The 13,196-nt window shown below is 63.8% G+C and carries 13 protein-coding genes; 1 reads left to right on the top strand and 12 read right to left on the bottom strand.

All coding sequences use genetic code 11. The features are described from left to right. Window positions 1-55 precede the first annotated feature (55 nt). The gene (locus ACWPW0_RS08745; RefSeq protein ID WP_454255076.1) at window positions 56-562 is read left to right on the top strand and encodes a GNAT family N-acetyltransferase; all 507 of its coding nucleotides are present in this window, start codon (window positions 56-58) and stop codon (window positions 560-562) included. A 62-nt stretch (window positions 563-624) separates the two neighbouring features. Here the strand turns inward: ACWPW0_RS08745 and ACWPW0_RS08740 are convergent, their stop codons facing one another. The 12 genes from ACWPW0_RS08740 to ACWPW0_RS08685 all read right to left on the bottom strand — a co-directional run bounded on the left by ACWPW0_RS08740 (window position 625) and on the right by ACWPW0_RS08685 (window position 13,181). Beyond that, the gene (locus ACWPW0_RS08740; protein ID WP_454255075.1) at window positions 625-2,496 is read right to left on the bottom strand and encodes a family 2A encapsulin nanocompartment cargo protein cysteine desulfurase; all 1,872 of its coding nucleotides are present in this window, start codon (window positions 2,494-2,496) and stop codon (window positions 625-627) included. After that, a complete protein-coding gene (locus ACWPW0_RS08735; protein WP_447590910.1) occupies window positions 2,471-3,403 on the bottom strand; it encodes a family 2A encapsulin nanocompartment shell protein in 933 nt (310 codons plus the stop codon). Before ACWPW0_RS08735 ends, ACWPW0_RS08740 begins: the two co-directional genes overlap by 26 nt. A 162-nt stretch (window positions 3,404-3,565) precedes the next feature. Then, the gene (gene epsC, locus ACWPW0_RS08730) at window positions 3,566-4,510 is read right to left on the bottom strand and encodes a serine O-acetyltransferase EpsC (protein WP_447590909.1); all 945 of its coding nucleotides are present in this window, start codon (window positions 4,508-4,510) and stop codon (window positions 3,566-3,568) included. A gap of 178 nt (window positions 4,511-4,688) precedes the next feature. Next, window positions 4,689-5,210, bottom strand: coding sequence for a rhodanese-like domain-containing protein (locus ACWPW0_RS08725; RefSeq protein WP_447590908.1), 522 nt, complete (start codon window positions 5,208-5,210; stop codon window positions 4,689-4,691). A gap of 312 nt (window positions 5,211-5,522) precedes the next feature. Next, on the bottom strand, window positions 5,523-5,831 hold the full coding sequence (locus tag ACWPW0_RS08720; protein ID WP_454255074.1) for a DUF971 domain-containing protein: 309 nt from the start codon (window positions 5,829-5,831) through the stop codon (window positions 5,523-5,525). Beyond that, window positions 5,828-6,811, bottom strand: a complete 984-nt coding sequence (locus ACWPW0_RS08715; RefSeq protein ID WP_454255073.1) for a HEAT repeat domain-containing protein — start codon at window positions 6,809-6,811, stop codon at window positions 5,828-5,830. Before ACWPW0_RS08715 ends, ACWPW0_RS08720 begins: the two co-directional genes overlap by 4 nt. Then, entirely contained in the window at window positions 6,808-7,662 is an 855-nt protein-coding gene (locus ACWPW0_RS08710; RefSeq protein ID WP_454255072.1) for an ABC transporter ATP-binding protein, read from the bottom strand. Before ACWPW0_RS08710 ends, ACWPW0_RS08715 begins: the two co-directional genes overlap by 4 nt. Further along, window positions 7,662-8,441, bottom strand: coding sequence for an ABC transporter permease (locus ACWPW0_RS08705; protein ID WP_454255071.1), 780 nt, complete (start codon window positions 8,439-8,441; stop codon window positions 7,662-7,664). Before ACWPW0_RS08705 ends, ACWPW0_RS08710 begins: the two co-directional genes overlap by 1 nt. 72 nt (window positions 8,442-8,513) lie before the next feature. Further along, window positions 8,514-9,920, bottom strand: coding sequence for an ABC transporter substrate-binding protein (locus tag ACWPW0_RS08700; RefSeq protein WP_454255070.1), 1,407 nt, complete (start codon window positions 9,918-9,920; stop codon window positions 8,514-8,516). 350 nt (window positions 9,921-10,270) lie between these two features. Further along, the gene (locus ACWPW0_RS08695) at window positions 10,271-10,516 is read right to left on the bottom strand and encodes a 4Fe-4S dicluster domain-containing protein (protein WP_447590903.1); all 246 of its coding nucleotides are present in this window, start codon (window positions 10,514-10,516) and stop codon (window positions 10,271-10,273) included. A 185-nt stretch (window positions 10,517-10,701) separates the two neighbouring features. After that, window positions 10,702-12,435, bottom strand: a complete 1,734-nt coding sequence (locus tag ACWPW0_RS08690; RefSeq protein WP_454255069.1) for a fumarate reductase/succinate dehydrogenase flavoprotein subunit — start codon at window positions 12,433-12,435, stop codon at window positions 10,702-10,704. Beyond that, window positions 12,432-13,181 (bottom strand): GntR family transcriptional regulator, encoded by a 750-nt coding sequence (locus ACWPW0_RS08685; RefSeq protein ID WP_454255068.1) that lies wholly within the window; start codon window positions 13,179-13,181, stop codon window positions 12,432-12,434. Before ACWPW0_RS08685 ends, ACWPW0_RS08690 begins: the two co-directional genes overlap by 4 nt. Window positions 13,182-13,196: the final 15 nt, after the last annotated feature.

Below are 13,196 nucleotides of genomic sequence, written 5' to 3'. Positions count from 1 at the left end.
CTCTGAATTGCCAGCTGCACGGCTGATCGAATAGCTACCCCACGGTAATCACCACATGCCTATCGTTCGTCCCTTCGAGGCCTCCGAATGGCCCCTCTACAAGACGCTGCGTCTGCGCGCCCTTGTCGAGAGCCCTGATGCGTTTGGCAGCACATTCGCCGTAGAGGCTTTGCGCACCGACGAGCAGTGGGCAGAACGGCTCACGATAGCCAGCACGTCGGGGCAAGACCTCCCGCTTATTGCGCTATCCAACGGTGAGCCCGCCGGCCTGACATGGGCCAAAGTGGAGGCAGCCAACCCGACAAACGTCAACCTGTTCCAGATGTGGGTCGCACCCGAGCATCGCGGCCAGGGCATTGGCCGAATGCTCCTGGACGCGGCCATCCACTGGGCCCGACAGAGGTCGTCAGCCTGGCTGAGCCTTGGCGTCACCTGCGCGGACACGCCGGCCTTGTATCTCTACCGCAACGCTGGCTTCGTCATCGTCGGCGCGCCGGAGCCGCTTCGTGATGGCGCTGAGCTTCAGGTGCAGAACATGAGGCTGGCGCTCACTCCAGGCTAGAAAACCACGCACAAAACAAAGCCCCTGCTCCTCGCAGAACAGGGGCCTTGTTCATGGCCGTCTTAGCGTCGCTGGGCGAGCCGCTGCACGGTACTTACCAGCAGATCGACTTCCGCTACCGTGTTGTAGAACGCCAGCGATGGCCGCACCGTGGCTTCGACGCCAAAGCGCCGCAGAATCGGCTGCGCGCAGTGGTGGCCAGAGCGTACGGCGATACCCTCGCGGTTGAGGGCCGCGCCGACTTCCTCGGTACGATAGCCAGCCAGCACAAAGGACAGCACGCTGGCCTTGTGTGCAGCCGTGCCAATCAGGCGCAGGCCGGGGATGCCCTGCAGCCCACGGGTGGCATATACCAGCAGGTCATGCTCGTAGCGGTAGATGTTTTCCAGGCCGATACGCTCGACATAGTCCAGCGCCGCACCCAATCCCACCGCGTCGGCAATGTTGCCGGTCCCGGCCTCGAAACGCGCCGGAGCAGGTTGGTAGACCGTCTTCTCGAAGGTGACATCGGCAATCATGTTGCCACCACCCTGCCAGGGCGGCAGCGTGTCGAGCAGGTCCTTCTTGCCGTAGACCACGCCGATTCCGGTCGGGCCGAACACCTTGTGCCCGGAGAACACGAAGAAGTCCGCATCCAGCGCCTGCACATTGACGCGCATGTGCGACACCGATTGCGCACCGTCCACCAGCACCCGTGCACCCACCGCATGCGCCAGGGCGATGACCTCGTTGACCGGGGTTACGGTGCCCAGGGCATTGGAAACCTGGGTGATGGACACCAGCTTGGTGCGCGAGCAGAGTAGCTTGGCGTACTCCTCCAGAATGATCTGCCCGGTATCGTCCACCGGAATCACGCGGATCTTCGCGCCGACTTCAGCAGCCAACTGCTGCCACGGCACGATATTGGCGTGATGCTCCAGCTGCGAAACGATGATCTCGTCGCCAGCGCCGATGTACTTGCGGCCGAAGGTGTTGGCCACCAGGTTGATACCTTCGGTTGCACCACGCACGAAAATGATCTCATCCACCGAGCGTGCCCCGAGGAAGCGTGCGGCTTTGCTGCGCGCCCCTTCGTAGGCATCGGTCGCCCGTGCCGCCAGTTCATGCGCGGCGCGGTGGATGTTGGAGTTCTCATGCTCGTAGAAGTAGCTCAGGCGCTCGATCACCGCCTTCGGTTTCTGCGTGGTAGCCGCGTTGTCGAACCACACCAGCGGCTTGCCATTGACGCGCTCGGCGAGAATCGGGAAATCCCGACGCACCGCCTGTACATCGAAGCCGCTTTGCGCCTGGCTCTGCCCACCTGGCTCGGGGGCCTTCTCCAGGCGCGGCGCCGCATTGTGCTCGAGAAAGTAAAAGTGACCGCTGCCCTGCCCACTCTGCGCTGCCGGCGCAGGTGCCGAAGAGCGGCTGATGATCGATTGCACGATCGCCCCCAGCTCATCGCCTCCCGGCAAGCCATAAGGCTGGGCATCCACGCGATTTTCCCGGGCACGAGCCGGCTCGCCATCCACCTGCGGCGCTGCAGTGCTCGTGGAACTGGGCGCGAAGCTGTCGTCCACGTAGTAGTACGGAGAAGAGGCAGGTGCCCCGCCGCCCGCTGGCGCCAAGGTGGCCGCACCGGGATACACCTGCGGGATCGCCGCGGTGTAGGCCTGGGGCGAGCCGAGGTCCAGACCATCCAGGGTGCCGGCTGGCGGTGTTGCCGTCAGTGGCGCCTCATGGGCGGTCAGGGTCGGCGTGGCAACAGCGGGTGCCGAAACCGGAAAGCGCTCAGGGCCTCCACCCGGCAGGCTGGCGAACAACTGGTTGGCCAGTTGCGCGAGCGCGCCGACATCAGGCAATCCGGCCGGCGACCCTGCGGACGGCGTTCCAGCGCCCGGCAATCCCTGCGGGTCACTTGCCTGCGGATTACTTGTAAGTGTCTGGATAGTCATGGTACTTGCCGACCTCCACGTCATCGAGCACTGCCAGGGCGTCTTCGGTCAGTACCGCCAGCGAGCAGTACAGCGAGATCAGGTAGGAGGCGATGGCATTGCGGTTGATACCCATGAAGCGGACCGACAAGCCCGGGCTCTGCTCGCCAGCCACGCCCGGCTGGTACAGGCCGATCACGCCCTGGCGCTTGTCGCCCACGCGCAGCAGGAGGATCTTGGTCTTGCCGTCTTCGTCGATTGGCAGTTTGTCCGACGGGATCAGCGGCAGGCCGCGCCAGGTGAGGAACTGCGAGCCGAACAGGCTGATGGTGGGCGGCGGCACGCCACGACGGGTGCACTCGCGGCCGAAGGCGGCGATGGCCAGCGGGTGGGCGAGGAAGAAGGCTGGCTCCTTCCAGACCTTGGTGATCAGCTCATCGAGGTCGTCCGGGGTCGGCGCGCCGGTGAGCGTGGAAATGCGCTGGGTCGAATCGACGCTGGCCAGCAGGCCGTATTCGGGGTTGTTGATCAGCTCGTTTTCCTGACGTTCCTTGATGGTCTCGATAGTCAGGCGCAGTTGCTCACGGATCTGGTCGTGCGGGCTGCTGTAGAGGTCGGAAACGCGGGTGTGCACGTCGAGGATGGTGCTGACCGCGTTGAGGAAGTATTCCCGCGGGTGTTCTTCGTAATCGACGAAGGTCTGTGGCAGTACGGCCTCGTCGCGCTGCGAACACGCGACCTGCACATTGAGCGGGTTTTTCACCTTGTTGAGACGGAAGATACCTGCTTCTACCGGCGTCCATTGCAGCAGATGGACCAGCCAACGCGGGGTGATGGTGGAAAGTTGCGGTACGGTTTTTGTCGCGTTGGCCAGTTGGCGGGCGGCATTGTCGCCAAGCGCCAGACGAGCGTCCTGATTGTCAGCCATTAATCGATCCCCAAGATAAAGTTTCAGGCCAGACGGGTACGAGCGGCCACACCGTAGAGCCCCGGACACTATGTGTTCGGGTCTCCAGGCATCTGCCAGATCGACACGCTGGTTGTTTTCGTAGAGCCGGTTACTACCGGGCCGCCAGGTTCATCAGAACGATTACCCGGCGTTGCCTGGCTGGTGTTGCAGGGTGGCCTGGCTGACATTGCTTCCCGCAGGCACGCTGCGGGTCAGCCAGACGTTTCCACCGATGGTGGACCCTTTACCGATGGTGATGCGCCCGAGGATGGTGGCCCCGGCGTAGATCACCACGTCGTCTTCAACGATCGGGTGACGAACCTGGCCCTTGTGCAACTGGCCGGTTTCATCGGAGGTGAAGCGTTTCGCACCGAGCGTCACCGCCTGGTAGATGCGCACGTGATCGCCGATTACCGCTGTTTCACCGATCACCACACCGGTGCCGTGATCGATGAAGAAACTCTTGCCGATTTGTGCGCCCGGATGGATGTCGATCCCGGTGGCCGAATGCGCCAGCTCCGCGATGATCCGCGCCACCAGCGGCAATCCGGCGTTGTACAGATGGTGGGCCAAACGGTGATGAATGATCGCCACGACACCGGGATAGCACAGCAATACCTCATCAACACTGCGCGCCGCCGGGTCACCGTGATAGGCCGCCAGCACATCGGTATCGAGCAACTGGCGCAGGGCTGGCAGTTCCTGGGCAAAGGCCTGAACGATCTGCACCGCCCGCCCCTGGATATCCGCCTCGGTCTCGCCCCGTTGCCGGGCCACGTAACGCAGCTCCAGGCGGGCCTGAACCAGCAACGCATTGAAGGCGGCGTCCAGGGTATGGCCAACATAGAAATCTTCGCTTTCCTCGCGCAGATCGTTCGGCCCCAGGCGCATCGGGAACAGTGCACTGGCCAGTTGTTCGACGATCACCTCGATCGAGCTGCGCGATGGCAGCTCGCGGCCACCCAGCTCCCGTGAGCGCCCAGTCTTCTGCCGCCACTCGCTGCGGGCACTGCGCAATCCCTCGACGATCTGGCCAAGCTGCCAATTGATCGGATTGCGTTCGCCACCTGGCTTCCCATCACTCATCACTTTCATCCGGCTATGGCGCCCATCTTCGGCAGCACGTCCTGGCATCCGAGCCTGGCACTGCGTACTCACGGCAACCGTTGGCTATGGCAACGCTGAGCGGCCCGCTTGTTTCCAGCGCAAACCGCTTGCATGGGGGGTTAATCGTATGACCATAAATGATCCGCAAATATGTCGATCAGTCCTGTACCCAGGGTAGACCCCAAAGCTTCCAACCGCCCTGCTCGCCCCGCTGCTGCTGGGCATCGAGATCGCCTTCGAAGCCTTCCAGAACATTGAACACCTGGGAAAAGCCGGCCTTGGTCGCCGCCTCGGCGGCTGCCGCGGAGCGCTTGCCGCTGCGGCACAGGAGGACCAGCACGGCATCGCGACCAGCCTTGTTCTCCAGCTCACGCAAGAAGCGCGGGTTCTTGATCATCGCCGGACCGGTTTGCCAGGCCACATGCAGGCTATCTGGCACATGGCCGACGAACTTCAGTTCCTCGGCAGTGCGCACATCCACCAATGTGACCGCACCGGCCTGCACCAGCGCCCAGGCCTCGGGGGGGTAGAGGCTGCCAGCGTATGGCGTGGCAGCGTCCTGACCGCGACTGCGAGCGCGTTCCAACAGCTCTTCGGAACTGCTTTCGAGCACGGCGCGCAGGTTGTTCGGACGTTGTGTGGGATGGGCAACAAGGGCAGCGGGGGCAAGGGCAGGCATGAGGTGTCCTCTAGTTGGCTAGTCGGGGGCCGGCAGAAATCTGCTGTGCCGCATGCAAGCCACTCTATGCCTGTCGCATATTCCAAAAAAATAATTAATTCTTTTATTTATCAAACTTTATGGAATAAGAGATCATTTAACACCGAACACCTGTAAGGCCTCGGCGAAGCGTTGACCGCAGAGATAGCATCAGGACTCTGACCCCTGATAAAAGAATGGCCCGGTGCTGGTGAACAGCGCTAACAACCCCCCAGCACGAGCAGCCCAAATGGCGCTTGCCCTGCAACGAACGCCTGAGCGCGCTTCATCTCTTCAACCAGCGCGCGTTTGCGCCTGGATGCCGGCCAACTCACGCAGGTAGGACCAGGGATAAATCCCCCGCTCATGGCCATCGTCGAAACGCAATTGCACGCCATAGCCCTGTGCCTGAATGTCCGTCAGGCGTACTCCGGCGGCGACCAAATCGATGCGCTGTTGCAGGCGCCCCGCTCGGCATTGCGAGCACGGGCAGGCTGCGCGAAGCTGCCCATGGCTGAGCTGCTGCATGTGGCCATCGGGCCACTCCACCCGCAATACGGCCTCGGCAATGCTGTTACGCAAGGCGCGCGGGGCAACGTTCATCGCGCGGTACCCTGCAACTGAGCCAAGGCGATACGCACGGATTTGCGCACTTCGGGATCGCTGTCGTTTTCCACGGCCTGCAACGCTGGCAAGGCCGCAGGGTCTGCCAGTTCGCCCAGCGCCAGGGCCGCTTCCTTGCGCAGGTTGCTGATGCTGTGGCCGAGCAGTTCGATCAGCCCGGCAAGACCACCCGAGAAACGCAGTTTGCCCAATGCACGGGCGGCACGCAGGCGCACCTGCCAGTAGCTGTCCTCCAGCGCGGCCACCAGCGCCGGGCCGGCGTCAATATGGCCGACCTTGCCCAGGGTCGTGGCGGCCTCCTCGCGCACCTGCCATTCGCGATCACGCAGTGCGGCCTGCAATGCCCGCAGCACACTGGCGTCGCTGGCCAGGCCGAGGGCACCGGTGGCAGCGCGGCGCACTTCGGTATCCGCATCATCGCTGGCCAGGCGCGCCAGTGCCGGCAACGCGTCGGCCTGTTTCAACCAGCCGAGGATGCCGACTGCCTCGCGCCGGACGAAGGCATCGGGATCGCTCAAGGCCTGCAGCGCAACGGGTGCGCCATCGGGCAGGCGCAACTCGCGCAAGGCCCGCAGGGCGCTGGCGCGGACGAAGGCGTCGGCGTGCGTGGCCCAGGGCAGTACCACGCGCCCGGCTTCAGCGGTTTTCAGTTCACTGAGGCTCTGTGCGGCAGCCGAACGTACACGCACATCGGCATCGGCCAACGCGGCGCAGAGGCCGTTGACCACCTCGCCCTCTTCCCAGGCTTCGAGCAGGCGCGCGGCCTCGGCGCGGACATCGGCAGACAGGTCATTGGCCAGGGTATGCACCAGCCAAGGCAAAGCGTCCGGATCTTCCAAGTCAGCCAGTTCGATCAGGGCAATGCGCCGTACCCCGGCATCTTCATCCTCAAGGCGGGGTTGCAGGTCGAGGATATCCGGGTTGTCGGTGGCCAGGTCGGTCAGGGAAATATCAGTCATAGCGCAACTCGCAGTGGCGGGTAATCGGTGGGTAGGCCAAGCGGGGTCAGACGCGGCAGTTCGCGGCCTTCCTCGTGGCGCAGCAGTTCCAGGCAATGGCGTTTGAGCTGGATGAAGCCAGGGCTGGTCAGCAGGCTGGCGCGACGCGGGCGCGCAAAGTCCAGGCGCAGGTCTTCGATGAAGCGCCCTGGGCGCGGGCTCATCACCAGGATGCGGTCGGCGAGGAACAGCGCCTCGTCGATATCGTGGGTGACGAACACCACGGTGGTGCGAATGCGCGTCCAGATATCCAGCAGCAGTTCCTGCATCTTGCTGCGGGTCTGCGCATCCAGCGCGCCGAAGGGTTCGTCCATCAACAGCAGGCGTGGGCGGTTGATCAGCACGCGGGCGATCTCGGCACGCTGCTGCATGCCGCCGGAGAGCTGGTCAGGCCAACGTTCGGCAAAGTCCTGCAGGCCCACCAGGCGCAGGAACTCGGCGGCCTGGCGGCGCCGTTCAATCTTGCCCAGGCCCTGCATCTTGAGGCCGAAGGCGACGTTGTCGAGCACGCTGCGCCAGGGCAGCAGGGTGTGATGCTGGAAGACCATGCCACGCTCGGGCGACGGCCCGTCGACCAGCACGTTGTCGACGCGCAAGGTGCCAGCGCTCGGTTGCAGGTGGCCCGCCAGGGCGCCGAGCAAGGTCGACTTGCCGCAACCGGACGGCCCGAGGATGCACACGAACTCGCCGGGTTCGACGCTGAAATCCAGCGCCTGCACGGCCTCGAAGGCTTCACTGCCCTGCCCCAGGCGGATCGACAGTTTCTGTCCGTCGATGCGGCCCGGCTCCACGGCCTTTTCATAGACGCTCATCAGCGATTCCCCTTGACCCGGTACCAGGGCGTGAGCAAGCCGCCGAGGCGTTTGACCAGGCCACTGCTGCCCATGCCGAGCACGCCGATCAGCAGCATGCCGACGATGATGTCCGGGTAGTTCTGGATGGTGTAGGACTCCCAGGTGTAGTAGCCGATGCCGAACTGCCCGGAGATCATCTCAGCGGTGACCAGGCAGAACCACGACGTGCCCATGCCGATGGCCAGGCCGGTGACGATGCTCGGCGCCGCACCTGGCAACACCACTTCACGCAAGATCGCCAGGCGCCCGGCACCCAGGCTGCGCGCCGAAGCGACCAGGCGCGGGTCGACACTTTCGACGCCATGGACGGTGTTGAGCAGGATCGGGAACAACGCGCCGGTGAAGGTGATGAAGATCATCGACAGCTCCGACGAGGGAAACATCAGTATCGCCAGCGGAATCCAGGCCACGGCGGGAATCGGCCGCAGCACTTCCAATGGAGGCAGTAAGCTGTCCTCGGCCCATTTCGAGCGGCCGATGGCCAGGCCCAGCAATACGCCGACCACGGCCGCCGCCAGGTAGCCGGCGAACACCCGGCTGAGGCTGCTGCTCAGGTGCTGCAGCAGCTTGCTGGAATGCAGCAGTTGCCAGGCAGCGTCGAGCACAGAGGCAGGCGTCGGCACATAGGTAAAGGTCACCAGGCCCAGGTCTAGGCGCTGGGTCGACGCCACCTGCCAGAACAGCAGGCAGGCGGCGAGCGAGGCCAAACGCAGCGGCCAGCGGTACAGATTCGTCATGGCAATTCCTCCGACCCGCAAGGTGCGCGAGGGAGAACAGCCTGATCTCCCTCGCACCACCCTACGAGCACATCAGTGCTGCGCCACCAGCTTCTGGTTGGCCGTGGTGAAGTCCAGCGCGGTACCGCCATGTTGCTGGGCATACTGCTCGGCCTGGGACTTGAGCAGGAAGGCATTCAGTTCGCCCTTGCCGTTGCGCACGAACCAGGCCTGGTTGGCCAGCAACTTGATCCCGCTGTCGGCGGCCTGGGCGTAGATGGCGCGGATGTCCTTGCCCTCTTCTTCCAGAGTGGCCAGCGCCTGCAGCGCTGCTTCTGGCGAGGCGTAATGACGGACCTTGTCCTCACCACGCACCCAGATCTGCGCCAGGCGCTTGAAGTCGGTGATCGGCTTGCCGGTGACCGCGTCATTGGCCTTGAGCGGCAGCGCTGCGTAGTTGGCCAGTTGCTTGTCGTAGTCCAGACCGGACTGTTTGAAGGCCGCACGGATGTACTGGTCGTCGACGAACTTGTCCACGTCCAGTCCGCGACCGGTCCTCTTCAGCAGCTTGAGGGTGTCGATGGACGTGGCGACCGCCTGGCGATACTCCGGCTTCCACGACAGATCACGGGTCTGCAAACCGAGCGGACCATGGAACAGGTAATTCACCTCGGCTTCGATCCCGGTGACCTTTTCGATCAGCTCGCTGTATTTCTCCGGCTCGGCGGCCAGCAGTTGATCGGCCTCGATGCCGGCACGCAGGTAGGCGGTGACGATCTCCGGGTACTTCTGCGCGTACGAGGCATCCACCAGGGCGCCGTGGAAGGTTGGCGCGTTGGCTTGCGAGCCGTCGTAGATCTTGCGGGCGAAGCCGCGGTTGGGGAACAGCTCGGCAAACGGCACGAAGTCGGCATGCGCTTCGATGCGGTTGCTGCGCAATGCCGAGCCGGCGATTTCCGGGGCCTGGGCAATGATGCGCACGTCCTTCTCCGGGTCCCAGCCTTGTGCGGCGATGGCACGCAGCAACATGCCGTGGGCGGTGGATGCGAACGGCACGGAGATGGTCTTGCCCTTCAGTTGATCCAGCGACTGCACACTGGACGACGCCGGTACCACGATGCCGTTGCCGCTGCCCTTGATGCTGCCCGACAGCACACTGATGAACAGGCTGCGCTTGTTGGCATCCAGGTGCGCCACGCCGTTGAACGAACCGGGGAAGTCAGCCATGGCACCGAAATCGAGCTTGCCGGCGACCATCTCGTTGGTCAGCGGTGCGCCGCTGGTGAAGTTCTTCCACTCGATGTCGTACTTGGCGTCCTTGTACTTGCCGTCGTGCGGCAGGTACTTGTCGAGCAGGCCCAGCTCACGGATGAGCAGGCCGCCGGCGGCGCAGTTGATGGTGGTGTCCTGGGTGCCGATGGCGATGCGGATGGTTTCGGCACTGGCCTGGGCGGAAGCGATGGCCAGCGCGAGGCCGGCAAGTGTGGTGCGCAAGAGCATGGGTATTCCCCTCGAATCAGTAGTTGTGCAGACCGTGGGAAAACTGCTGCGCTCGGTTAAGCGGCGTTGAAACCCAGCTTCAAAATGCTCATTGGCTACAGCCAACTGCGCTTTTCACTTGGGTTTCGCCTTGCTTACCCTTCGCTCGCTACGTTTTCACTCGGTCTACTGGAATCGTCTCCGCCATGCGGTTGGCTGGTGGGAAACGAGGGGCTTGGTGGTGCGGCGTCCGGGGTGTCCGGATGGCATTTGTAAGGCGGATGAAACCCGCGCGGGTTGCGCCTGCCCTACGGTTATTCAGCGCTGTCGTAGCCAGGATGGAGCGCAGCGATGCCCAAGTTGAGTGACACTCACCGCAGCAGGTAAGGGATTTCCACCTTTACCGCGCCTGTCGGGCAGTCCTTCTCACAGGGCATGCAGTACCAGCATTCGTCGAAGGCCATGTAGGCCTTCTGCGTCGACGGATTGATGGCCAGCAAGTCCATCGGGCAGACCTCGACGCACACCGTGCAGCCCTTGTGGGCGATGCACTTGTCCTCGTCGATGGTCACCGGCGCGTTGCTGCGGAAGAAGATTTCCTGCGGTTGAAAAGCCATGTCACGGTGTCCTTGGAGCCTGTGGCTCTCGCATTCTTTACAGTCCCGCCGGCACGCTCCGGCGGTCTTCTTGCCGATGGTTCCCACGCTCCAGCGTGGGAACCTCTGTGAGGACGCTCCGCGTCCGTGCCAGCAGACGCGGAGCGTCTGAGGCGGCATTCCCACGCGGAGCGTGGGAACCATCATCAAGCCGCGGCGCTCTTCACCCGCAGGCGGTTGTAGGCCTGCTGCTCATCGTCATCCAGCGCGATCAGATACGGCTCGACCGGCTTCTTGAAGCTGACCATCTGGCCGTTCTCATCCTTTTTCAGGTGGCAGTGCACGAACCACTCGGCGTCGTTGCGCTGCGGGTGGTCGACGCGGTGGTGGTACAGGCCCCAGCGGCTTTCCTGGCGGAACAGCGAGGCGCGCGCGGCCATCTCGGCGCAGTCGCGGATCACCGACACTTCCAGGGCGCGCATCAGCTCGTGGGCGTTGTTGGCCTTGAGCTCGTTCAGGTCAGCCTCGATGGCGGCGAAACGGTCCAGGCCGATCTCCATCTTCCTGGTCACTTTCGGCGGCTGCAGGTAATCGTTGACGAAGCGGCGTAGCTTGTACTCCACCTGGGCCGGCGGCAGGCCGTGATCACGGTGCAGCGGGGCGTAGACGCGTGCCTTCTCTGCTTCGATCTGCGCCACATCCAATTCGCTGTAGTCACGCCCGGCGACGTAGTCCGCCGAGTTGGTGCCGGCGAACCAGCCGTAGGTGAAGGCGCCCAGCATGTAGTTGTGCGGCACGGCGGCCATGTCGCCGGCCGAATATAGGCCCTTGACCGAGGTTTCCGCCCGCTCGTTGACCCACACGCCCGAGGCGCTATGGCCGGAGCAGAAGCCGATCTCGGAGATGTGCATCTCGACCATGTGCTGGCGGTAGTCGGTGCCGCGCCCGGCGTGGAACTGGCCACGGCTGGGGCGCTCGTTGCTGTGCAGGATTTCCTCGATGTTCTGGATGGTTTCCTCGGCCAGGTGGTCGAGCTTGAGGAACACCGGGCCATTGCCACCTTCGAGTTCCTGGTGGAACTCCCACATCATCTGGCCGCTCCAGTAGTCGCACTCGATAAAGCGCTCACCCTTGTTATTGGCGGTGTAGCCGCCCAGCGGGCCGGTGACATAGGCGCAGGCCGGGCCGTTGTAGTCTTTGATCAGCGGGTTGATCTGGAAGCACTCCAGGTTCGCCAGCTCGGCGCCGGCATGGTAGGCCATGGCATAGCCATCGCCGGCATTGGTCGGGTTCTCGTAGGTGCCCATCAGGTAGCCCGACGATGGCAGACCGAGGCGGCCGGCCGCACCGCAGCAGAGGATCACCGCCTTGGCCTTGATCACATGGAAATCGGCCGTGCGGCAGTCGAAGCCCATCACGCCGTTGACCGTGCCTTCGCTGTCAATGAGCAAACGCGTGGCGATCAAGCGGTTGGTGATCTCCACCCGTGCGCGCTTGAGCTGGCGGTACAGCACCTTCTTGATGTCGTGACCCTCCGGCATCGGCAGCACGTAGGCGCCCATGTGGTGGACCTTCTTAACCGCGTAGTCGCCGGTCTCGTCCTTTTCGAATTTCACGCCCCAGCGGTCCAACTGCTCGATGGTCTCGAAGCTGTGGGTGGCATAGGCGTACACGGCGGCCTGGTTGACGATGCCGTCGTTGGCGACGGTGATTTCCTTGGTGTACTGCTCGGGCGTGGCGTGGCCGGGGATGATGGCGTTGTTCAGGCCGTCCATGCCCATGCTGATGGCGCCGCTGCGCTTGACGTTGGCCTTGTCCACCAGCAGCACGCGCAGCGCCTTGTTGCGTTCCTTGGCCTTGATCGCGGCCATCGGCCCGGCAGTCCCGCCGCCGATGACGACGATGTCGTATTCCTGCTCCAGAGTCTGATAGCTGCTCATTGGTGCGCGCCCTTCTGCCGGTCGATGCGCAGGCGATACTGGAAGGCATCGCCGCGGTAATAGAGGTGTTCGAAGTCCAGTGGCGTGCCGTCGGCGGCGTGGGTCAGGCGCTCGATGCGCATGATCGGCGAGCCCTCTTCCACATCCAGCGCCTGAGTCAGCTCGCTGTCGGCAAGCACCGCGTCGATGGCCAGGTCGGCATGGCCGAGGGCGATGCCGCAGTCGTTTTCCAGGATCAGAAAGATGTCGCGGGTGACCAGGTCGGCCTTCTCCAGCTTCTCGCCGACCGCCTGTGGCAGCCAGGTGATCTCCAGCGAAATCGGCTCGCGGTTGATCAGCCGCACACGGCGGATCTCGGTGACGGTGCTGCCCTCTTCCACCTGCAGGCGCTCGGCGACCAGCGCCGAAGCCGGCAAGAAGCGGAAGCTGCGCAGCTTGTTGAGCACTTCGTAGCCCATCTGCGTCATCGACTCGGCCAGGCCCTGCAGGGTGCTGACGTTCTGGAACGCCTTCGGCTTGGCGACGAAAGTGCCCTTGCCGTGGATCTTGAAGATCAGCCCTTCCTTCTGCAGGTCGCCCAGCGCCTGGCGCACGGTGATGCGGCTGACACCATGGGCCTGGCCCAACTCGTTCTCCGACGGCATGCGGCTGTGCGGCGCGTACGTGCCATCGAGAATGCGCCCGCGCAGCAGCTCCTTGAGCTGGCTGTACAGCGGCACCGGGGAAAGGGGAAGCAGTTCGGCCATGTTCGGGTCTCTTGA

The organism is Pseudomonas sp. Marseille-Q8238, assembly GCF_965111915.1.
Note: the sequence above shows the minus strand (reverse complement) of the source record. Positions and strands in the feature narration are given on the sequence as shown.

Bases quoted from the DNA above. Each gene is read 5' to 3' on its own strand.
- ACWPW0_RS08710 (WP_454255072.1), bottom strand. From the start codon at position 7,662: ATGAGCGTCTATGAAAAGGCCGTGGAGCCGGGCCGCATCGACGGACAG.
- ACWPW0_RS08685 (WP_454255068.1), bottom strand. From the start codon at position 13,181: ATGGCCGAACTGCTTCCCCTTTCCCCGGTGCCGCTGTACAGCCAGCTC.
- ACWPW0_RS08700 (WP_454255070.1), bottom strand. From the start codon at position 9,920: ATGCTCTTGCGCACCACACTTGCCGGCCTCGCGCTGGCCATCGCTTCC.
- ACWPW0_RS08715 (WP_454255073.1), bottom strand. From the start codon at position 6,811: ATGACTGATATTTCCCTGACCGACCTGGCCACCGACAACCCGGATATC.
- ACWPW0_RS08725 (WP_447590908.1), bottom strand. From the start codon at position 5,210: ATGCCTGCCCTTGCCCCCGCTGCCCTTGTTGCCCATCCCACACAACGT.
- ACWPW0_RS08720 (WP_454255074.1), bottom strand. From the start codon at position 5,831: ATGAACGTTGCCCCGCGCGCCTTGCGTAACAGCATTGCCGAGGCCGTA.
- ACWPW0_RS08735 (WP_447590910.1), bottom strand. From the start codon at position 3,403: ATGGCTGACAATCAGGACGCTCGTCTGGCGCTTGGCGACAATGCCGCC.
- epsC (WP_447590909.1), bottom strand. From the start codon at position 4,510: ATGAGTGATGGGAAGCCAGGTGGCGAACGCAATCCGATCAATTGGCAG.
- ACWPW0_RS08745 (WP_454255076.1), top strand. From the start codon at position 56: ATGCCTATCGTTCGTCCCTTCGAGGCCTCCGAATGGCCCCTCTACAAG.
- ACWPW0_RS08740 (WP_454255075.1), bottom strand. From the start codon at position 2,496: ATGACTATCCAGACACTTACAAGTAATCCGCAGGCAAGTGACCCGCAG.
- ACWPW0_RS08690 (WP_454255069.1), bottom strand. From the start codon at position 12,435: ATGAGCAGCTATCAGACTCTGGAGCAGGAATACGACATCGTCGTCATC.
- ACWPW0_RS08705 (WP_454255071.1), bottom strand. From the start codon at position 8,441: ATGACGAATCTGTACCGCTGGCCGCTGCGTTTGGCCTCGCTCGCCGCC.
- ACWPW0_RS08695 (WP_447590903.1), bottom strand. From the start codon at position 10,516: ATGGCTTTTCAACCGCAGGAAATCTTCTTCCGCAGCAACGCGCCGGTG.